Source organism: Enterococcus sp. JNUCC 77 (assembly GCF_054819945.1).
In genome coordinates, this window is the sequence record NZ_JBTHIG010000002.1 from 340,809 (window position 1) to 361,295 (window position 20,487).

General features: G+C 33.5%; 18 protein-coding genes and 4 pseudogenes. 4 read left to right on the forward strand and 18 right to left on the reverse strand.

Features of this window, described 5'->3' with window-relative positions; translation table 11 throughout:
• Positions 1–12 precede the first annotated feature (12 nt).
• From ACVWNY_RS14620 to ACVWNY_RS14640, 5 genes are all read right to left on the reverse strand, one after another.
• A complete protein-coding gene (locus ACVWNY_RS14620; RefSeq protein WP_454072272.1) occupies positions 13–822 on the reverse strand; it encodes a PTS system mannose/fructose/sorbose family transporter subunit IID in 810 nt (269 codons plus the stop codon).
• Positions 815–1,618, reverse strand: a complete 804-nt coding sequence (locus ACVWNY_RS14625; protein ID WP_454072273.1) for a PTS mannose/fructose/sorbose/N-acetylgalactosamine transporter subunit IIC — start codon at positions 1,616–1,618, stop codon at positions 815–817. The genes ACVWNY_RS14620 and ACVWNY_RS14625 overlap by 8 nt, the downstream gene beginning before the upstream one ends.
• Positions 1,619–1,634: 16 nt before the next feature.
• Complete coding sequence (locus ACVWNY_RS14630; RefSeq protein ID WP_218327324.1) at positions 1,635–2,111, reverse strand: PTS sugar transporter subunit IIB; 477 nt, start codon at positions 2,109–2,111, stop codon at positions 1,635–1,637.
• Between the two features lie 737 nt (positions 2,112–2,848).
• Positions 2,849–5,395, reverse strand: a complete 2,547-nt coding sequence (locus tag ACVWNY_RS14635; protein WP_454072274.1) for a cation-translocating P-type ATPase — start codon at positions 5,393–5,395, stop codon at positions 2,849–2,851.
• A 756-nt stretch (positions 5,396–6,151) separates the two neighbouring features.
• A complete protein-coding gene (locus ACVWNY_RS14640) occupies positions 6,152–7,024 on the reverse strand; it encodes a LysR family transcriptional regulator (protein ID WP_454072275.1) in 873 nt (290 codons plus the stop codon).
• A 166-nt stretch (positions 7,025–7,190) separates the two neighbouring features.
• Between ACVWNY_RS14640 and ACVWNY_RS14645 the strand changes: the two genes are divergently transcribed.
• Together ACVWNY_RS14645 and ACVWNY_RS14650 are read left to right on the forward strand one after the other, a co-directional pair.
• Complete coding sequence (locus tag ACVWNY_RS14645) at positions 7,191–8,162, forward strand: ornithine cyclodeaminase family protein (RefSeq protein WP_454072276.1); 972 nt, start codon at positions 7,191–7,193, stop codon at positions 8,160–8,162.
• A 17-nt stretch (positions 8,163–8,179) separates the two neighbouring features.
• On the forward strand, positions 8,180–9,202 hold the full coding sequence (locus ACVWNY_RS14650) for a proline racemase family protein (RefSeq protein ID WP_454072277.1): 1,023 nt from the start codon (positions 8,180–8,182) through the stop codon (positions 9,200–9,202).
• Positions 9,203–9,540: 338 nt separating this feature from the next.
• Here the strand turns inward: ACVWNY_RS14650 and ACVWNY_RS14655 are convergent, their stop codons facing one another.
• The 4 genes and pseudogenes from ACVWNY_RS14655 to ACVWNY_RS14670 all read right to left on the reverse strand — a co-directional run.
• Positions 9,541–10,479: an alpha/beta fold hydrolase gene (locus ACVWNY_RS14655; protein ID WP_454072278.1), complete on the reverse strand. Its 939-nt coding sequence runs from the start codon at positions 10,477–10,479 to the stop codon at positions 9,541–9,543.
• Positions 10,480–10,611: 132 nt separating this feature from the next.
• On the reverse strand, positions 10,612–11,103 hold the full coding sequence (locus ACVWNY_RS14660) for a MarR family winged helix-turn-helix transcriptional regulator (protein WP_218327328.1): 492 nt from the start codon (positions 11,101–11,103) through the stop codon (positions 10,612–10,614).
• Positions 11,104–11,566: 463 nt separating this feature from the next.
• Positions 11,567–12,418, reverse strand: coding sequence for a DUF6544 family protein (locus tag ACVWNY_RS14665; RefSeq protein ID WP_454072279.1), 852 nt, complete (start codon positions 12,416–12,418; stop codon positions 11,567–11,569).
• A 559-nt stretch (positions 12,419–12,977) separates the two neighbouring features.
• Positions 12,978–13,154: pseudogene (locus ACVWNY_RS14670) on the reverse strand (IS30 family transposase); the annotation flags it as partial.
• A gap of 330 nt (positions 13,155–13,484) precedes the next feature.
• Here ACVWNY_RS14670 and ACVWNY_RS14675 point away from each other — a divergent pair.
• The gene (locus tag ACVWNY_RS14675) at positions 13,485–13,898 is read left to right on the forward strand and encodes a VOC family protein (RefSeq protein ID WP_218327330.1); all 414 of its coding nucleotides are present in this window, start codon (positions 13,485–13,487) and stop codon (positions 13,896–13,898) included.
• A 200-nt stretch (positions 13,899–14,098) separates the two neighbouring features.
• Here the strand turns inward: ACVWNY_RS14675 and ACVWNY_RS14680 are convergent.
• A pseudogene (locus tag ACVWNY_RS14680) lies at positions 14,099–14,206 on the reverse strand (type VI secretion protein ImpB); the annotation flags it as partial.
• Positions 14,207–14,407: 201 nt separating this feature from the next.
• Here ACVWNY_RS14680 and ACVWNY_RS14685 point away from each other — a divergent pair.
• Positions 14,408–15,151, forward strand: coding sequence for a cyclase family protein (locus ACVWNY_RS14685; RefSeq protein ID WP_454072280.1), 744 nt, complete (start codon positions 14,408–14,410; stop codon positions 15,149–15,151).
• A gap of 267 nt (positions 15,152–15,418) precedes the next feature.
• On the opposite strand, the gene ACVWNY_RS14690 is transcribed toward ACVWNY_RS14685, so the two are convergent.
• From ACVWNY_RS14690 to ACVWNY_RS14725, 8 genes and pseudogenes are all read right to left on the reverse strand, one after another.
• Positions 15,419–15,520 (reverse strand): putative holin-like toxin, encoded by a 102-nt coding sequence (locus ACVWNY_RS14690; RefSeq protein WP_218327738.1) that lies wholly within the window; start codon positions 15,518–15,520, stop codon positions 15,419–15,421.
• 430 nt (positions 15,521–15,950) lie between these two features.
• Positions 15,951–16,550, reverse strand: a pseudogene (locus tag ACVWNY_RS14695) (recombinase family protein).
• Positions 16,551–16,681: 131 nt separating this feature from the next.
• Positions 16,682–17,506 carry a hypothetical protein gene (locus ACVWNY_RS14700; protein WP_218327739.1) on the reverse strand — a complete coding sequence of 275 codons (825 nt, stop codon included), beginning with the start codon at positions 17,504–17,506 and terminating at the stop codon, positions 16,682–16,684.
• Between the two features lie 131 nt (positions 17,507–17,637).
• On the reverse strand, positions 17,638–18,033 hold the full coding sequence (locus tag ACVWNY_RS14705) for a hypothetical protein (RefSeq protein WP_461211753.1): 396 nt from the start codon (positions 18,031–18,033) through the stop codon (positions 17,638–17,640).
• A gap of 93 nt (positions 18,034–18,126) precedes the next feature.
• A pseudogene (locus ACVWNY_RS14710) lies at positions 18,127–18,525 on the reverse strand (C40 family peptidase); the annotation flags it as partial.
• 15 nt (positions 18,526–18,540) lie between these two features.
• On the reverse strand, positions 18,541–18,783 hold the full coding sequence (locus tag ACVWNY_RS14715) for a hypothetical protein (RefSeq protein WP_454072281.1): 243 nt from the start codon (positions 18,781–18,783) through the stop codon (positions 18,541–18,543).
• A gap of 28 nt (positions 18,784–18,811) precedes the next feature.
• On the reverse strand, positions 18,812–19,519 hold the full coding sequence (locus tag ACVWNY_RS14720) for a hypothetical protein (protein ID WP_218326714.1): 708 nt from the start codon (positions 19,517–19,519) through the stop codon (positions 18,812–18,814).
• A gap of 381 nt (positions 19,520–19,900) precedes the next feature.
• On the reverse strand, positions 19,901–20,482 hold the full coding sequence (locus ACVWNY_RS14725) for an NAD(P)H-dependent oxidoreductase (RefSeq protein WP_218327742.1): 582 nt from the start codon (positions 20,480–20,482) through the stop codon (positions 19,901–19,903).
• Positions 20,483–20,487 lie beyond the last annotated feature (5 nt).

Genomic DNA, 20,487 nt, shown 5'->3' on the forward strand with positions numbered 1-20,487 from the left:
TTATACTAAATTTTAAACCGTCAAAACACCGAAGAAAGAAAGAATCAAGGCTAAAATAATTATGGAAAAAATTATTTGAATCACACTCATCTTTTTCGAAGTGATTAATTTATAGACTGCAAAAGTCAATAAAGCTGGTAACAAAGCTGGCATAATACTATCTAAAATTTGAGACTGAATCGGTAACTTAACTTTTCCTGATTTAAAAACCAAACCGACATTTATTTTAACAACTGATGGGATTAAGGCTCCCACTACTGTAAGGCCCATAATGGATGCTGCTTCAGTAAATACAGAAATTTTAGCACCTAAAACAGTCACTAGTTTAATTCCGGAAGTGTAACCAATTGAAAATAATTTAAACCGGAAAAGTAAAAAGAAGATATTTAAGACCAACCAGATAACTGCTCCTGTTGGATTCCCTTCAAGCCCCATATAAGCCGCAATTGAACCCATAATAGTTGGATATAAAACCCAAACCAAAGTGTCCCCTACACCAGCTAACGGTCCCATCATCCCAGTTTTAAAGTTTTGAACTGCATCTAATGAATCAATACCATCATTTTCTTCCATTGCCAAACTTGCACCTAATAATAAATTGGCCATCCAGGTAGTAGTATTAAAATACTTAAATTGATTATTCAAAGATGCTACATAGTCTTCGTCGTTAGGATGGATTTTACGCAAAGCTTTTTCTAGTCCATATACGACAGCCGGTCCTTGTTGGTTCTCATAATTAAAAATATTACAAGCCATAAACATGTAACGAAAAGCTGCTCGATTGATATCTTTTTTCGTCAATTTTTTATTCAGATTATTCATCAAATTCATCTCCTTCATCAACAACACCTGTTTCAGTGGCTAACTCTGAGGTATTACTTTTTTTCATTTCAGTAATGAAGAAATAATAGGCCAATGCAAAACCAATAATTGATACACCTAAAATTGGTAGTTTTAAGTAAGCTGCCAATACAAAACCAATTAACAACATAGTCAAATATTTTTTAACTGGCATCACCTGTAACAATAGGGCAATCCCGACTACTGGTAACATGCTTCCAGCAATTGACAAGCCATCAGTGAACCATTTAGGAACAAAATCCAAAATTAAATTGATGATACGATCACCGAAAATTACACATAAAGCAGTTGGCAAAGCTGTACTCAAACCAAAAATGACTGGACCCAACCATAAAATACGATTCATCTTTTTAAAGTTCATTTTATTTGCCGCATTTTGTGCCGCGTGAGTCACGTAAGTATTTAATATTTTTGCTAAAACGTCTAATTGAATTCCCAACATACCTACTGGAACACCCACCGCTAAAGCAACAGCCTTTGCTTCTTCAATATTATTTGTCGTTCGAATTGCTACATAAATTCCGACTAGAGCAGCTAATCCCCAGTTGGGAACAGAAGATCCGCCAATATTAGCCACGCCTAAGGCCATTAACTGAAAAGTGCCACCAATAACCATTGCTGTCTGCATATCCCCCATAATGATTCCTGCAAAAAGTGCTACCATTATTGGGAACCAAGTTGTTATTACTAAACCTTGTTGATCCCACACCATCCAGATTGATAATCCAACAATCAAAATTCCTTGAATAGTTTCCATAAGATTTTCTCCTCATCTATTTAATATATGTTTCTAAGCTCTCTTCAGGATCTCCAGGAACAAAATGAAAAGTTACCGGCACACCATCAGCTTCTATTTTTTTCAAATCAGCAATTTCTTTTTGATCAACAGAAACCATTTTCTTCACGGTTTTTTTCCCATCACCATCAAACATAATACCGATATTAACTTTAGGAATCTTTACGCCGCCTTCAATCAAACGTAATAAAGTTTCTGGTTCTCGAACAATCATGAAAACATTATGATTATCATATTTACCACTGTTAAAATTGGTAATAGCTGTTTCTGTATCAATAATTGACATCCCAGTTCCTGCAGGTTTACTCATTCTCATAGCAGCTTTTTGCACTTCATCTTTACTAACTTCATCATCTACTACCATCAAACGCTTTGCTTTAGTGGCACCAGCCCACTGCGTCACCACAATTCCATGAATTAAACGTTGATCGATTCTTGCTAATACTAACCCCATAATAATGATCTCCTTTTATAAAAAATTTCTTTTGTTATCGTTTACAATTTGTAGTTTATGGGCAAATCAATTGCAAAACAATACTTTGACAAGGGGTTGGGAAGCAGTCTCTATTATTGGTATAAGTGTCAATTTGCCGGGAAAATTCCCATAAGTCGATGGAAAGATAAATGATATAAATATAAGATTTTTAATTAAAAAAAAGGTGTTGTCCAGTATGTTTCAAATGAGGAATATTTTACTACTTGAGATAAAGTGATTATGCAAAATAAATAGCCAACTCTATGTAAAAGAGCTGGCTTTTGGGAGTTTTCATTATATTAATATGAAAGTTAAATGGATTCATTAGTGATTACTACTAATAGTACGAGGAAATAGTTTCTTTTTGGCTATCAATAAAAATCAATTTATCAAATTTTACTTATTTTTCCCCAATGATTTCATCTGGAGAGTAGACCATCATATCACTAGCTTCAAAATCTTTGAAATTCCTAGTAACAACTTTATCAATATCATTTCTAAGAGCAATTTGTACCATAATGCGTCTGCGAAATCTTCTAGAGAAGACGCATTATAACAATCGTCCTCATTTTCTTCCAAATGAATCGATTAAAACCATCATTAAAGAACTGAAAGAAATCGTAAAATGAACTTTCTGTGTTTCTCTCATGCTTTAGAACTCATAAAAAGTGCCAACCACAATTCTATGATTGGTACTTTTGGTAGATTACCTTCAGTTATTCAGAAAGCTTTTCCGATTTTGATAGTGGATGAAACCGCAATAATTTAACCAGATCATACCAGCAAACTGAAACCATTCCTAAGATGAAACAAAGAAACAATTGGCTACCTGAGAGAGGTGCCAAATCTAAAAATCTATTCATTGGAGAATAGACGAGTAGGAGTAAAATTGACACTGTCCCTCCCAAAATTCCCCAAATGACTTTATCATGTCTTAATTTTAAGAAAGTTTGGATACCAAGAGACCTATCTGAACTATTCACCTGAACAAGGAAAATATTCGCAATTACTAATACGGCTAGCCCCATTGTACGAGCCAATTCATCATTACTTGGATCTTGCTGTAGAGTAAAATAGTAAACGCTAAAGGTTGCCAGAAAGATCACGAGTCCTTGAATCAAACTTTTTAACAACAAGCCTTTTGACAAAAGGCTGTCTTCAGTACTTCTTGGCGGACGATCCATAATATCAGGTTCACTTAGTTGTCTTTCCAAAACAACAGAACACGTTGGATCAATCACCAATTCTAATAAAACGACATGGGTTGGCAATAGTAATAGTGCGACTTGCGGTATACCTAGTAACGGACCCACTAATGCAGCCAATGCAATTGGAATATGAATAACAAAAATATAGCCGATCGCTTTTTTTATATTGTCGTAAATTCTACGACCATCTTTAACCGTATTCACTATAGTTGAAAAATTATCATCCATTAAAATTAAATCTGCAGCTTCTCGGGAAACCTCCGAACCATTCTTTCCCATAGCAATGCCAATATCAGCATATTTAAGTGCTGGCGCATCATTCACACCATCTCCCGTCATAGCTACGACCTCGCCATTCTGCTTAAAAGCTTGAATAATTTTCATTTTATGTTCTGGTGTGACACGAGAAAAGATATTTACATCTTTTACTTTTTTTGCTAATTCCTCGGTAGTTAATTGATCTATCTCTGCACCTGTTAAATAATTCTCTGCGTTCTCAATCCCTACCTGAGAAGCAATCGCACTAGCCGTAATTCCGTTATCTCCTGTAATCATGACAACTTTTATTCCTGCTGTTTGACAAAGGCGGATATCTTCTTGGACTCCTTGGCGTGGGGGATCGGCCAAACCAACAAGTCCTAGGAAGGTCAAGTGAAGATCTTCCATATTTTCTGGAACCTCAGAATAGTTGGTTACTTGTTGTTCAGCTACACCTAAAACCCGCAACCCTTTTTTCCCATAATCAGCAATTGTTGCTTGAATATCTGCCTTTTCTAATTCTGATAAATCAGAAATATCTAAAACACTCTCAGGTGAACCTTTAACTGCAATCACAATCTTCTTTTCATTATATTGCCAGACATGACCCATCATTTTTAGTTCATCCGTGAAGGGGTATTCCGTCATCAAATCTTTTTCAAAGAGGGTTTCTTTTAGCCAGCCATGTGCTGCATCATAGTCTAGAATTGCTTTTTCCATGGGATCATAAGGGTCTGTTTCACAAGCCAACCCCATGATTTCATTCAAACGCTTCTCCTCTTGACTCGCAACTGTCCATATTTTTTGAACACTCATTTTATTTTCAGTAATAGTTCCTGTTTTATCAACCGCTAGTAAGGATACTGCACCCATTGTTTCAACCGCTGGGAGTTTACGAATAAGGGATTGTTTCTTAGCTAAGCGCCAAGCACCCATAGATAAAAATACTGTTAAGACTACTGGAAACTCTTCTGGAATCATAGCCATAGCAATCGTGATACCAGAGAGAATACTTTGAATAATACGATTCGTAAACGCCAAGTCACTATCGTTGAAAAATGACACTATCGCAACTAAGAATAACAAGACAAACGCAATGATGGCACACACTTTGACTAACTTATCAATTTGTTTATCCAATGGCGATTTTTCAGACGGAGCGACGGCTAAGTGTTTCCCAATTTTCCCATATTCGGTTTGTGAGCCAGTTTCGTCAACTAAAATTGTGGCACTACCAGTTGTGACTAGCGTTCCACTGTAAACATAATCCTCTCGCCAATAATCTTCTGTTTGTTTTTCTTTTTGAGTCGCTACTTTTTTCCAGACCGCCTCAGCTTCTCCAGTTAAAGAGGATTCATTGATTCGTAAATCGTTGGCTTTGACAACATAGCCATCTGCCGGAATTTTGACACCTTCTTCAATTAACATGAGATCATCTGGAACTAATTCTTCACTTAGTATTTCAATAGTTTCGCCACCACGAATCACATTGATTTTTGGTGCAGACAAGTCCTTTAAAGCAGCTAGTGTCTTACCCGTTTTCCACTCCTGATAAATTTCAATGGCAATAATAACCACCACAAAAGTCAGCATAATCAAACCATCTTTTGGTTCCCCTAAAAAAAAATAAATTAGAGCAGCAATGACCAGTAATAGGAACATCGGCTCTAATAAAATATTGAGTATTTTTTTATAGAATGGTTCTTTCTTTTGTTGTTCTAAACGGTTTTTCCCATACTGTTCTTGTTGCTTATCAACCTCATTTTTAGATAAGCCCTTCCAGTTAACATCCTTCATAGTTGCTCCTCCTTTTTTAATAACGTTTTTCAAATATACCGATTTTAGCCAGAGAAAACTAGGCGGAAAAATTTTTTTAAGTTTTCCTTAAAGCTTTAGGCACACCTTGATGAATGTCTCAACAATCACTTTTCTAACTGTTTTATGTGGCTAAAAAATAATATAACCTTACATCATAAAAATCTGGAGGTTAACAATCACTTTTTTTAATATTAGTTATTTATTTAATCTTAAACAAGTGCACAGAAACTGACTCCGAGACGCTCTCAGTAAAGTAGAGAAGAATAGAGAAAAAATTTCAAATCTACTTTATAGAGAGTTTTTGTATGCCAAAAAGAAGCAACAAAGAAGACTACATTCTTACTAACTAGGAATGTAGTCTTCTTTGATTCTGTAAACAATTTAATGAATCATACTGTATTCTTTAGCAACTTTTCTAATTCGTCAACAATATTTCTATAAACTGCACGCCGCCGAGATTTTTAGCATTCAGGTCCAATTAATTTCAGTCGTCTTTTGTAAACACTATTACGCTTAGCGATTTTTATCCCTTATGCGTACCTTATCTTAGATTCGGCTTTTTTTTAGCTTTGATACCATAGCCAGTATTTGGACACTTAGCTTTTATGGTGACACTTAGTTAATAATTAAAACATAAATCACAGATAGGCTATCTACATTACTAAAATTCAATACATTTACTTCTTTGAAGAAAATTTTATTTTTTTCGATTTTCATAATTATTTTTTAGTTTTTCTAAATAATTACCTTTTTAGAAGATTGAATAAAATTTTGTATAATTGGTAATTCTAGTTGGCTTTTACGAACAGCAATTCCTAATCTCCTGTGAATTAAGGGTTCGGTTGGTTTAACTAGTAAATCTGTCACATGTTTATGGTCGATATAGCTTTTAAAAAGTAACCCCAAACCTAAGTTTTGTTTGACCATTTCCAAAATTGATTCTTCATCGTTAGTGGATACATTGACATGCTGGTTTGATACATTGTTCTCTCGTAGAATTCGGTTAATATCATATTCGTAATTTATAGAAGAACCAATAAATTTATTTTCTTTTAACACTTTTAGCGGGATTGCTTTCATGTCCTTATAAGGATGATTTAAAGGCAAAACAACTAATAATGGATCTTGAACTAAATCAATCCATTCAAAATCAGAACGATTGCGGTAGGAAGTAAAAGCAAAGTCAATTGAGTTTGCTTTTAAACTTTTTTCAATCCGTTCACTGGATCCTTGTTTAATATTCACGTTTACTTTGGGGTACTCTTCAAAGAAATTATTTAATATTTTAGGTAGCCAATTGATTGATATGCTTTTGTATGTTCCGATTATAAGATTTCCATTTGCAATTTTATTAATCTTTAAAAGTGTATCATCAAATTGTTCTTCCGCTTGAAGCAGACTATCAATCTGAGGTAATAATTCTTTCCCATTTGTTGTTAATGACATGCCACTTCGATGACGGATAAATAAAGGAAATCCAATTTCAGCTTCTATTTTCTTGATAGTATAGCTAATTCCTGATGCACTAATGTTTAAATCAATAGAAGCATCAGTTAAATTCCCCTTCTCAATGACTTTCCTAATAATCCTCCAATTTCCAGTATCCAAAGTATATACCCCTCTGTAATCAATATTATTGAAGGTTCCCTTCAATAATTTGATTGTTTAAAATTTTTTTTAGGTGCTATGATAAGTGCGTAAACACCAGACACACTTTTTAAATCATTATACCACTACTTTCTTAGTAAATTAGTTGTTAAAAAGGAGGAATTTTATGGAGATATTAACAAAAGAAGAGATAAAACAATTTTTTTCAATGAAGGATTGTATTGCCGCGGTTGAAGATGCCTTTCTGTACTTCTATGAAGGTAAAGTTGAAGTACCATTAAGAACTCAGATTCAGACCGCTGAAAAAGAAGGCACATTTTTATGTATGCCGGCATACTGTGCTGATTATGATGCGTCTTGTGTGAAAGTTCTAAACATGTTTCCCGGAAACATTGACAACGGCTTATCTTCAATTAATGCACAGATTTTAGTAATGGATACGAAAACAGGTCTCTTTAATGCATTACTGGATGGAAATTATGTTACCCAGCTTCGAACAGGTGCGGCAACTGGTGTAGCTATCAAATATTTAGCTCGAAAAGAAGCAACAATCGGAGCACTGATTGGCACCGGTGGGCAAGCAGCAACGCAACTAGAAGCGATGACCGTAGCAGCAGATCTAAAAGAAATTCGCGTAAGTGATTTAAATTTTGATCGAGCAAAAAAATTCGTTGAAACGATGAAAAAAGAATTGAATACGACGATTGATATCAGGGCTGTTCAAAATTCTGACCAAGCTATTAGTGACGCAGATATTATTGTAACAGTTACTCCTTCAACCAAACCCGTCTTCAATGCTGAAAAAGTCAAACAGGGGGCACTGATTTCTGGTATCGGTTCTTATCAACCACAATTACAAGAAGTTCCTGCTGAATTAGTCAAGAGCGCAAATAAAATCTATTTTGATTCTGAGGAAGCTGTTCTTTCAGAAGCAGGTGATATTTTAATTCCACTAAGTAATGGAATCGTTACCAAAGAAGATTTTACGGGAGATATTGGTGCAGTGATAAAAGGTGAATTAGTCGGTCGAGAAAATCAAGAAGAAATCATTTTCTTTAAAACGGTGGGGATTGCGGCACAAGATTTATTTGCTTCCCAGGCGATTTTTAAAAAAATGAATGAAAAAAATTCAAATTAAATTAGGAGAGATAGTCCATGATGAACTTTAAAAACTATATTCAATGTGTAGATACTCACACTGGAGGAGAGGCGCTACGAATCGTGACTTCCGGTTTTCCAAAAATCCCAGGAGATACAATATTAGAAAAACGAAAATATGTCTTAGAAAATCTTGATGATATTCGAAAAATGATTATGTTAGAACCTCGAGGACATAGTGGCATGTATGGCTGTATTTTGTGCGACCCGGTAACTGAAGACGGTGATTTTGCGGTACTTTTCACTCACAATGAGGGATTGAGTTCTATGTGTGGACACGCCGTTATTTCTTTATCGAAAACGGCGATTGAAATGAATTGGATTGACTACAAGGAAGGCTCAAATCATATAAAAATTGATGCACCAGCGGGTCGAATTGATTGTTTTGCAGAAGTTAAAGATGATGCAGTGACAAAAGTTAGTTTCCAAAATGTTCCCTGCTTCGTTTATCAAGAAAATGTCACTTGTGATGTGGAGGGTTATGGAGAAATAATTGGTGATATCGCTTATTGTGGAGCTTTTTATGTCTATGTTGATGTGACACAGTTAGGTATGGATGTATCTCCTGAAAATGCTGATGATTTAGTTCGAATAGGAATGGAAATTAAAAGAAAAGTTTGGGCAAAAACTAAATTTATTCATCCAACAGAACCTGGAATTGATTGGTTGTATGGCACAATATTTTATGAACCAGTTAAACAAGATGGGGAAAACGTCCTTACTAAAAATGTCTGTATCTTTGCTGAAGGTCAGATTGATCGTAGTCCAACAGGCTCTGGTACAGGGGGACGGCTAGCTATTCATTATGCAAAAGGAGATCTTAAAAAAGATCAGACTTTAATCAACAATTCAATTGTAGATACGCCAATGGAAGGAAAAGTACTATATGAAACAACCGTGGGTGATTATCCTGCAGTAATAACTGAAGTTTCAGGCACAGCTAATATTATGGGGTTTAATAACTTGGTTCTTGATCCTACAGATCCATTACCAGTTGGTTTTAGAGTTACAGGGGGATAATTCAGTAGAAAATTGAAGTAGAAATCCCTTTATTACTTTTACTTCAATTTGCTATTAATCATTCTTATTTTTTTAATGAGATTATATAGTGAAGTAAATCATAAAAAAAGAATTCAGTCCTCATCAACAATGGGTTTCCATGATATTCAGTATCATGATGGATTACTCAATACTACATTGTACATTATGTAGAAGTTTGACTGTAGATAGAACTCAGTGTTTGATAAAAACTGAAAGAGACACAACCGGATTGTGTCTCTTTCAATTAAATGGCACAAATCGTAAAATTAAAAAACTTTGAGGGTAGTTCCCTTAAATCACAATTGTACAAAGTAAGTTTATTCAAAAAAAGAATTAGTTTGCTCCGTTATTTCTTTATATCTCGTCCAATGTAAGTAATGATGTCCTTTTAGAGGAACTACCTCACCTTTCACACAATTCTCAATTTGAGTTTCATAAAACTGAATATTTTGATTACCGTCTGCTCTTTCCCTTGCAAATATTAAAATAGGTAATTCATTTGGAAAGTTCAGTTTTCGTGTTTTTTCAGAATTTGATTGGATACTATTTGTCTCATTTACAACAGTTTTATTACTTAATTTCCAAGAAATTATAGCTTTAGTCTCAATTAAATTTTTTTCAGAATACACGCCTTTTTTTGCAATAGGTAAATAATCCTTAGCGTCTAACATCACGGCTAGTTTTGTCATACCTAATGGTGCTAAATAACCCATATAATTTGGAACAGAAGGAGCAGTTTCTTTAAAGTAGGATAAAGTTTGTGGTAATGAAGGGTCAATTCCTACAATTCCTTTAATTTCACTGGGATACTTATTTGCATAATACATACTATATATACCTGATAAAGAATGTGCCATTAAGACAAATGGTTCATCTACACCTACCTTTTTTATAGCCTCTCGTATTTCATAAGTTATATTTTCTACGGATCGTTCTCTATCCGTTAAATCACTCCACCCATAACCTAGCGGCTCCACTACGACAACTTTATTTTTTTTAGATAATTCATCGATTAAAGGTTCAAAATCAAGTACTGGAGAGGCAGTTCCAAGTCCAGGTAATAGTACTATTGTATTAGTTCCAGTTCCTTTCGTGTATACATGTAACTTTTCATTTTTAACAGTTACTAACTGTCCAGGATAACCATATTTACTTTCTTCATATTTTTTAGACACATTACTAAATAAAATCCATAATACGCATACGAGGATAATCCCAATAATTATTTTTTTTAACATACCGAAATTTTTTTTCATATTTTACCTCCATTTAAAAAAACACACTAATAACAATTTGTATTGAATGACAACAAACCAATCATTCAGCTAACACTTCCGAAAATTATGGTAAGGTCTAGAGCTGCGACATTACTCTTTTCATTCCCTATGCTACCCTTTTTCAGCGTATTCATTTTCTAATTTTTCTATCCCTCCGTATAGCTTCATTAAGGTTTTAAAAAAGAGTTGCAATTCAGAATCTGAGTAGTTGTGAAATAGTTTATTTAACGATTGAGTATGTAAAGAAAAAATCTCCTCAAAATACTTTAATCCATCAACTGTTAAATATAATTTTAGTTTCCTTTTATCACCACTATCTGAGTGGATTTTTATAAGGTCGTATTTCTCTAAAGAAACTGCTAATTTTTTTATATTCTGTCTTGAGCATCCCAACAAGTTTCCCATGTTAGTGAGAGTATTTTCTTCTTCGCTAGAAAATTTTAACATCACAAGTAACATAAACTGTTTTAAAGTAACTTTAGGATCAGTTTTATCAAAAATAGTCTGAAGTCTATTCTCCATGATAAATAGACTTGCAAAAATAGCACGTTGCTGTTGATCTCTTGTTTCTTGATGGGACTGAATCAGATCATTAATTTCCAAAGTAATCTTCCTTTCCTATAAGAATAACTTGTACAGTATTTTCTATAATTGATTTTTTAACATTAGAAAGATTTACAAAATCAACCTCTCTAATAGAATTAACCATTTCATTTTTTGAATTTTCATCTTTTAAGTTACTGAGCATTTTTTAAAAGTATTTTTTCAGGAAGACTTAATTTAGCCCTCGATAATCGACCTCGAAGGTGAAAATTCTTTGCTTGAGAGACTTATTGACGAATCATCTCACGTACTTCTAAGTTTTTTTTTATCATTTATTGACTTTAAACCAACTGATATAACCGAACTAATATACATTTTTAACACTCAATAATTTTTCTATAGAAATTTGTTTATCACTAATCGCAATAGTATTCTTTCTCTTTGAAAACTGACTCGCTTATTCTTCAGCACTTCCTCGTTTAGATTCATACATTACCAAATCATTCATATGATTCTCCCCTGTCTACTTGTAGCCATATTCTAAAGTTGTCATTTCTCCATCAAAATAGACAGAATCACCAGTTTCATAATGCCAGATTGCCTTAAGATGTTTCGGGTGTCTCATTTTATTTTCTGACACATAGTTAGAAAATATTGCACTCCAGGGCGCTTGAGTTTTTTTACCAGATGAATCAATTGCTACACGATCATTCGTTGTAAATTTTTCAAGTTCTCCTTTATCATTAAAATAGAAATTCCCCTTAACTTCATATCCGTTGTATTTCAATGTTGCTTCAAGCACATGATTATCAATTTTTTTCCAAGCGATGAAATCTTGAAGTGCTGCAGTTGGTACCAGTAAGCACTCAGATAAGTAAGTGACCAGGCTCCCTGTATAAAAGTCTTCTCCAGATTCATCAAAAAGAGTAATACTCTTTCCTAAAACACCTTTCATAGATCCGTCTTTACCGTCGTATGAATCAACCCCTTGAAAAGGAATGCCATAAAACTTCGTATCAATAAACGCTAAAACATTCGGAGTCACTCCATCATTTACTCTTTCATAATCAATTTTTAGCGGTTTTTGCTTAGTATTCAATATGAAATCGACATTTTTATACTTAGCAATCGAATAAGTCATTTTAGATTTATCTATGAATCCACAAACCCTAAAATAATTTCTTAAAGCTTCTGGATATTTCATTAATTCATCATCAGAAAAAACAGCATCTCTATGATTTTGTTTTCTGCTAATTATTTTTTCTTTCTTCTGTTCGAAATCACTCTTCACTGGAGAGTAATCGATACTTTCATACATAATAATTAATCCTGAAATTGCAAATAAAAGACCTAATGCTATTCCCATTTTTTTCATAAAACCTCCTAAATGAATTAATTTCACTCGCATATATAGCTCATGCTGGATTAGGTAACTAGTTACCTATTAGTAATAGAATATCATAGATTTGAATATTTTTTGTCAGTCTGAAGTACTATTTGATTAAAATATTCATCATTTAAGATATTCTCGTATGAGAAGGTTTGAATCGATAGGAGTTTCAAAATTGCTCAAACCTATTTATTCATTGATTAATAATACATATGTTGCTCAATTTATTATTATTTATTCTCAAGAATCACTGACTTCTACATCGTCATCTAACAGGTGAACTATATTTAGTGGAATGGATAACCCTAAACAATAGTAAACTATTTTAATCTCATCAATATTAAACCATTCACCATGTTACGGCTTGTCTTCTGACAGGAAATATTTTTAAGCCCGCAAAACATACTAATATGGGTTTGTAAGAAAGTTGACGGATTTTCTTACCGCTATAACCTCATAAGTTATAGTAGAAGTGAAAGAAAGCTCGAATCGGAAGATGGATCATAAAATCCTGCCTTAAAACTCGGCTTCTTCATTTTCATTTCTGAATCAGTTCTTTTAGTTTAGGGAAGTAGTCTCTTAATAATCCATTTGTATTTTCATTTGTTCCTCTTTACCAAGGTGCTTGAGGATCAGGGAAATAAAATTGAACACCATTTAATTCTTGAGTAATTTCTACATGCTTAGTGAATTCTCTACCCCTGTCAGAGGTAATAGTTTTGGTTTTAATTTTGTTATCCAAAATTAATATGCTAAATTTATAAGGTATCCTACTATCAAACATTTGATAGTCTAGGGGTATCTGGAACATAATTGAGTGTGCACCTCTGATACAAGGACTATTCCAAAACAATTATGAGAAGTTTAAAAAATTAAAATGATTTTAGATTTTTTCAGCAAGGTGTTAGAATTAGTAATATTCTGACAGTGAAAAATAATCAATGAAACAGAAAAAATTGTTGAGGTCTATGCTCATATCAAAATTTTTTTAGGTATTCGATAATTGAGTAGAGCTGATCTAATAGAAATTTAATTTGAAGGAGGAAACATAATGAGTGAACAACGAGTAATTCCATTTTTAACTTTCAATGGTGAAGCCAAGGCTGCTCTTGAATTTTATGCAGAAAATTTACCGGAAGCAGAAGTTGTAATGGCAGAACCCTATGGCACAGATAATCCTCACATGCCGGCTGAAGAAGGTCAACGTATTATGTATGGGATGCTGTCGTTATTAGGACAAAAAATCATGTTTTTAGATATGGCCAGTCAATATCCAGCGCCAGATTTTAATTGGGCCTCTTCACTATACTTAGAATGTCAAGATGAAGCCGAATTTGATTTAATTTTTGCTGCCTTGTCAAAAGAAGGTAGTGTAATGATGGGTCCAGAAAGCGTAGGCAATATACGCAAATGTGCTTGGGTCGTGGATAAATTCGGCGTTACTTGGCAACCAGTTTGGGTTTAAAAAATAATAAATGCACTGGGAATTTTTTTATCTATTTATGTGCTGAGGTTTTATTTGAAAATCTTGCTAGAAGGAAATAGAGTCCACTAAAGATAGAAGAAACTGATTAACCTAAATAGTTGGATGAAGTTAGCTAGGGCTAAGTAGGAAAAAAAGTAATCAATTTGTTAAATGCAACTGAAAAAGGGACCAAAAAAATTAGTTGTCAGTAGATTAAGACCTCGTTCTACACATTCAACAGAAACGCAAAAGGATTTTATATAGATTAAAAAGTAATCTGACACCGGTTCTTTTCCAAAATTAATCATGTGAAAATCATTCCTTCAAAACAATTATAGTAAACATTGTTCGCATGACAAATAAGAATACTCTAAAAATTTAAAAATGCTAGAAACACCTAAAAGTTGTTTTTTTATCTTAATACGGCACAGATGGAGTTTGACTAGTAACTATTTTCTCGATACTCTTGATACAAGCTAAAAATAGCAGAACGAATAAGGAGGGATAGTATGAGTGATATTACAAAAAGTATTGAATTATTAAAGAATCAAAAGTGGGTTGATCTAAGCCATAATATTCATGAAGGAATTCCTTATTTTCAATCATTTCGACCGATGAAAGAAAAAACATTGATGACAGTAAAAGAGAATGGTTTTTTTGCAAAAGAATATCAACTTGTCACACAATACGGGACACATATTGACGCTCCGATACATTTTGTAGAAGATAGTTTGTCGGTGGATCAACTGCCAATAAAAAATTTTTTACTGCCATTAATTGTTATTAATAAAGAAAAAGAAGTCATAAAAAATTCTGATTATTCATTAACGGTTAAAGATATTAATAATTTTGAAGATGAATATGGAATAATTCCAGAAAATAGCTTTGTAGCCTTTGCAAGTGGGTGGTCCAAGCGTTGGAACAATCCTGCTTCTTTCTACAATACTGGAAGTGATGGGCAAGCACATACACCTGGATGGTCGATAGAGGCTTTACAATTCTTACACGAAAAGCGAAATGTAACCGCAATAGGTCACGAAACATTAGACACTGATTCAGCAATTGACTGCAAGAAAAATTCTGGACTAATTGGAGAATTATATTGGTTACAACAAGAGAAGTTTCAAATTGAGGTGCTGAATCATTTAACGGAGCTTCCTGCGATCGGTGGAGCAATCTCTATCGGAGTACCGAAAGTAGAAGGTGCCCCCGGTTTTAATATTCGAGCAATAGCTATTGTTCCAAAAAATTAGGTAAATATAAGTATAAAATCAATGAAGTAACATATGTTTAGATAAGGAATTAAAATGCACTCAAATTATAGTGTGAAAATTTTAAGCTCGTGATCTTTTTATATTGATAAAATTTCCAAACTAGAAAAAAAGAATCGTCCATGATATACTTAATACGTAAAAAGGAGCTACGCTCGATACGTAACTCCCTAAAATGTAGCCCGTTTAAGACGGTGGCTTAGATTATTTAGTCAAAAATAGACCGTAACCTGCCAAAGTTACAGCGGTCTATTTTTTGTTGTTTTTGCTAAGAGTCACCATCAAGGCAACCAGTGCAACAAGCAGTGTTCCAAACTGGAACATTAAACTGATTGCTTCAGCAACAGACAAAAATGCTATTCCCTTCTATGAAGTAGGAAAATGCTCATAAGCACCACCCCCTGAAATAGCCAACCGCCATAAACTTACTACGTCGTTCAGTATATCATATTTATAATCCTAACTCTTTTGCTACTTTATCAGTATTTCTGATGGTAAATGAATATACAACCAGCTATTTATTCCTATTGAAATGTCCCTCAATAGGGATAGGTTACCAAGCCATAACTTTAGCAGCTGTAAATCATAAATGCGATAGACTGTATTTATACCAATTGAAAATAGCAGAACATTTCGATCATTGAAGTTTCCACCAGTGTATATTACCTCTCTCAAATACTCCATGAATTATTTATCTCGTAGCCAATCTAGTGGGTATCTTTATTTTTAATTTGCTGGAACAAATCTTATATATCCCTTGTTTACTATTTAATACTGGAAATCAATGTTTGGTATTTAAAATATTTTCTTCGCGTGCTTGCTTTTTTATCCTCTTCAGCGTAGATAATGAAATATTCGTCTTCTTTTCTACCTCTCTCATACTTATTGTTTCTATTAATTCTAAGGCGTGTTTATAACATTCATTTATCACTCGTTTTGGACGCCCTTCTTTATAGTTTTTATTATTTGCTCATTGTCACTGTTTCCCTTCTTGCGTACGTGTCACAATTAGGTCCCTTTCAAATTGAGCAAAGCTCCCTAGCATATTCATCATTAATGTTTGCATTGAATCATTTTTCTGAGGTTCAAAGGTTAAAGCCTTTTCTAAGAATGATATTGTGACACCTTTTTCATTTAGTGAAGAAATAATTGAATTTAAATCGACGATACTTCTTGCTAGTCGATCGATTTTTGTGACCAGCACTTTATCTCCTGTTTTTGTAATAGAAATTAATTCTGCTAATTCTTTCCTACCTTCTTTTTTTGTACCAGTATATTTTTCGCTGAATATTTTTTCAGCCCCAGCATCTTCTAGTTTTTTAATCTGGGTTTTATAATCTTGGCTACTAGTACTCACTCTGGAATAACCAAAAACTGACATAAAATCACGCTCTTTTCTGGACATAAGTTTTTGACACTTTGTAAAATCAATTATATCAAGAAAAAGATAAGGGTCGAAAACTTTTAAGTTTTTGACCCTTATGCTTATATTTTTTTATTAATGGTATTTCTTTATTTTTCATACCAGGCTATCCCTTCATCAATCCACCCACTACTTATTAATTGTTGTCGTTCATCATTTGATTTTGTAAGATGATGTGTCCCTACACTCGCATTTGGATTATACAAGCGGTATATTGATTCAGTCCCACTTTTTAATGAATAAAAAGCAACTCCTTCATCAACCCAACCCTTTGAAATTAGAAAATCCACTTCAGGTCTGTCTGTAGTAAAATGGTGATCGCCTGTATTGGGGTTATATAGTCGATACACACGTTCTTGACCTTTGTAAGAGTTCCAAGCAACTCCTTCATCAACCCAACTTAATTTAGTTAGTGAATCTTTTTCAAGAATGTCAGTTGTATAAAAGTGTTCTCCGCTATTCATATTATAAAGTCTATACACATAACTAAACTCTGAAGTAACAGCGACATGAAAAAATGAAGAATACGTTTCTGGTACATCTGCATAACTATATTTTTCCAAAAATTTTCTTTCTGATTCTTCATTTAATTTGACCTTGAAATATATAATTGTTTCACCAGGTTTGAGAGCAATCCATTTCCCGTCATTGTCTATGGATAAAACATCTGGATTGGAAGAAGTAAATTGTACGTTTCCTTTTGCGGAAATTTCCGGAACTGTTGTGAAATAATATTCTAATTCTCCTGTCTGTCCGGAGATTACGGAATTCATTTGATTTTTAATACCAATTAACAGTGGAGTTGGAGGTTTTTCTTCCGCATTAGTAGTGGTAGGAAAAACCAGTAAAAATGAGAGGAAAAGTAATATAGGTATGCTACAGTATTTTATTTTAACTACGCTTGAATCATTCATTTTTTTAACACTCCTTATTTCATTTTGCGCTCTTTGATTCTTATTTAAAAAAAGTCAAAAAGAAGAAACCTTTTTGACTTTTCAATAAAATTAATATAAATTATCGTAAATCCAATGCAATAAATCTAGATTTATTGCATTTCACGGAGAGCATACCACGCTATTCCTTCATATTTCCAACCAGCGTTCACTAAATTTTTATATTCAGGCGTACTTGTCGTATACACATGACTTTCTTGAGAACCTTTTGCATTCGGGTTATAGACACGGTAGACTTTTATGTTTCCACCAGATTTCCAAGAAATTGTTTCGTATTTCCAACCGGCTTGTACTAAACTATCTCTTTCACCTGCACTTAATGTGTACATATGACGTCCATTATTAGAATTGTATAATCGATAAACATTGTTGCCAGTTTTTGGTGCCGCCCATCCAACTCCTTCATATTTCCAACCAACATCTTGTAGGCCAGAGGCTTCACTAACATCCGTAGTATAATGATGGCTGCCACCATTAGCATTGTACATTCTGAATACAAATTGTTCATTATCCCGTTGTCCATTGGTACTAGGTCTATTTACTGGAGCATCACTCAGCACCCGTCTAGCAAAGCTCGGTGCAAAGTATGTCCAGTCAATATTTGCGACTTTAACATATTCACCCGGTTGAGGCGCATGGACGTACTGTCCATTTCCAATATAGAGGGCCACGTGATACGTATTACCTCTAGATCCCCAAAATAACAAATCGCCTGGTTTCAATGAAGATAAACTAACTTCTTTTCCGCTGGATTCTTGAGGTACTGTCCAATCTCCTATATTTACTCCAACTGTATTCAAGTATATATATCATGTTAATCCTGAACAATCAAACCCTGAGGGAGTTTTTCCTCCCCAAACATATGGAATATTTCTCTTTGCCAAATCTATTGCTAAATTAACAACTTTCTGTTGATCTACAGTCATCGACGTACTAGTTTCAGGTTTCGAGGTAACAGCATCATATTTGGGCATAGACATAATTGCTTCAAACTGTTATAAAGTATACCCTGCATCTAAAGCTTTTTGTTTTTCTAATTCGTAAGAATCATCTTGAATCGTAGAGGTTGATATTTCAGAATCAGTCACTGCTTGTATCTGACTGTTTTCTTGTTCACTTAATATACTTTTGTCAACTTCATTACTAGGAATTTCCTCTGCAAAACTATTAATTGAATAAATATTTAAACCAATGATAGACAAACCAACTAGCATAGAAACTTTTACTAATTTTTTCATAGTGACCCTCCGTAGTTTTTTTTTGAAATTATTCAACTATTGATAGAAGTTTTGAAGCAGCATTATGCAAATCAATTGAAGCTTGCAATAAGTCATTTTTTGTTGAATTTGGATTTTCTAAAGTCGCTTTAACAGTAGTTAAAGTAGCTTCGAATTCTGCAAAATCTGCGGTAGGATAGTCTTCTTCTTTGAATGTTGATTCGCAATAGGCAACTTCTTTTTCTAATTTAGAATAAGAAGACTCTGCATAAAAAGATATATCTTCATTATTCCATCCGATATTAATAAGACCATCATGTTCACTTTTACTAGTAGTAAACATATGAGCACCTGCTTTTAAAGCATTCTTGTTATAACTACGATAAACTGGTACCTCATCTCTAGTATCACTTAAGAAAGATTCCCCTTCTTGAGTCCAACCTTGTTCAGCTAACCAGTCATATTCTACGATACTTTTAGTATAAATATGGTCTCCTGCATTCGGATTGTATAGACGATAAACAATGTCACCTTTTTCTGGGACACTCCAAGCAGTTTGTTCTCCAACCCAACCTTGACTAGCTAACCAACTTGCTTCCGCATAATCAGTAGTAAAAAAATGTTCTCCAGAATTCGGATTATACGATCTGAACAACAGATTCTCTAACCCCAAGTTTTCAGCTTTTGCTTCTATCCCTGAGCATAAACCTAATCCTAAACCAGCCAACAAACCTACGCTTAAAACAATTTTTTTCATGAAATATACTCCTTTCTTTGTGAAAGCACTTTCTTATTGTTTTATAATAACATAATTTTTTTAATTGTGAATTATTATTGGTTTTTTATAGTTTTTTATGTGAATCTAAGAATTTTGCACAAATTATTTATCAATATTTGTAACTCATATATTTAATGGACATCTAAAATAGGCAGGTGTAGTTCGTATATTGTCAAAAAAACAAAAAGTCCATTATAAGTATACCTATAACGGACAGTTTCAATCATAATTAATATACACTCAAAAGTTACATTAAAAAAATTCGATATAAGCCTTTATAGCAATATTAATGACAAAATAAAAAGCGTCACCTTTGGGTATGTCCACAAGCAACACTTTTGAAAAATATAAAAAGAATTTTCATTCATTACACGTACGTATTATTTTACTGGCTGAGGTTATAAAATTCTGTCTTTCACTATCAGTTAAGGTACTAATAGTCCCTAAATTGTCCCAATACACATTTTCAATACCAATATCCTTTAAAGTAGTAATAATTTGACCTTCAAATGAATTCTCACATCTTTCACGTAAACTATCTGTTGGCTGTTCAGAAGTTGTAAAAATATGTGCAGATTTAATATTTAATAAAGGTTTAAGTCCGGACCCATCATCGTGAAAAGCTACCCCATCTAGAAAAACCTTGTCCATGAATCCTTTAAATCCTGCCGGACAACTATACCACCATATTGGAAAAATAATGATAAGTTTATTAGTATCTCTCAATATGTTAATATATTTATTGACTATGGGATCACTTGAAAGACCTGCTTGATAAGTTGCTAAATCTTTTGTTTCAAGTATAGGGTTGAATCCGTCTTTATATAGGTCAACAAGATGGTAATCGACATGATTTTCCTTTAGTTGATTAACTAAATTATTCTTTAGTGCATGATTAAAACTCTTATCCCAAGGATGATCGATTATTAAAGTAGTTTTCATTTTAG

Coding starts and splice junctions, on each gene's coding strand:
- ACVWNY_RS14635 (WP_454072274.1), bottom strand. CDS start 5,395: ATGAAGGATGTTAACTGGAAGGGCTTATCTAAAAATGAGGTTGATAAG.
- ACVWNY_RS14655 (WP_454072278.1), bottom strand. CDS start 10,479: ATGAAAAAAAATTTCGGTATGTTAAAAAAAATAATTATTGGGATTATC.
- ACVWNY_RS14725 (WP_218327742.1), bottom strand. CDS start 20,482: ATGAAAACTACTTTAATAATCGATCATCCTTGGGATAAGAGTTTTAAT.
- ACVWNY_RS14700 (WP_218327739.1), bottom strand. CDS start 17,506: ATGAATGATTCAAGCGTAGTTAAAATAAAATACTGTAGCATACCTATA.
- ACVWNY_RS14650 (WP_454072277.1), top strand. CDS start 8,180: ATGATGAACTTTAAAAACTATATTCAATGTGTAGATACTCACACTGGA.
- ACVWNY_RS14645 (WP_454072276.1), top strand. CDS start 7,191: ATGGAGATATTAACAAAAGAAGAGATAAAACAATTTTTTTCAATGAAG.
- ACVWNY_RS14625 (WP_454072273.1), bottom strand. CDS start 1,618: ATGGAAACTATTCAAGGAATTTTGATTGTTGGATTATCAATCTGGATG.
- ACVWNY_RS14685 (WP_454072280.1), top strand. CDS start 14,408: ATGAGTGATATTACAAAAAGTATTGAATTATTAAAGAATCAAAAGTGG.
- ACVWNY_RS14705 (WP_461211753.1), bottom strand. CDS start 18,033: ATGTACAATGCTAATGGTGGCAGCCATCATTATACTACGGATGTTAGT.
- ACVWNY_RS14630 (WP_218327324.1), bottom strand. CDS start 2,111: ATGGGGTTAGTATTAGCAAGAATCGATCAACGTTTAATTCATGGAATT.
- ACVWNY_RS14720 (WP_218326714.1), bottom strand. CDS start 19,519: ATGAAAAAAATTGTTTTAAGCGTAGGTTTGTTGGCTGGTTTAGGATTA.
- ACVWNY_RS14665 (WP_454072279.1), bottom strand. CDS start 12,418: ATGAAAAAAATGGGAATAGCATTAGGTCTTTTATTTGCAATTTCAGGA.
- ACVWNY_RS14620 (WP_454072272.1), bottom strand. CDS start 822: ATGAATAATCTGAATAAAAAATTGACGAAAAAAGATATCAATCGAGCA.
- ACVWNY_RS14675 (WP_218327330.1), top strand. CDS start 13,485: ATGAGTGAACAACGAGTAATTCCATTTTTAACTTTCAATGGTGAAGCC.
- ACVWNY_RS14715 (WP_454072281.1), bottom strand. CDS start 18,783: ATGAAAAAATTAGTAAAAGTTTCTATGCTAGTTGGTTTGTCTATCATT.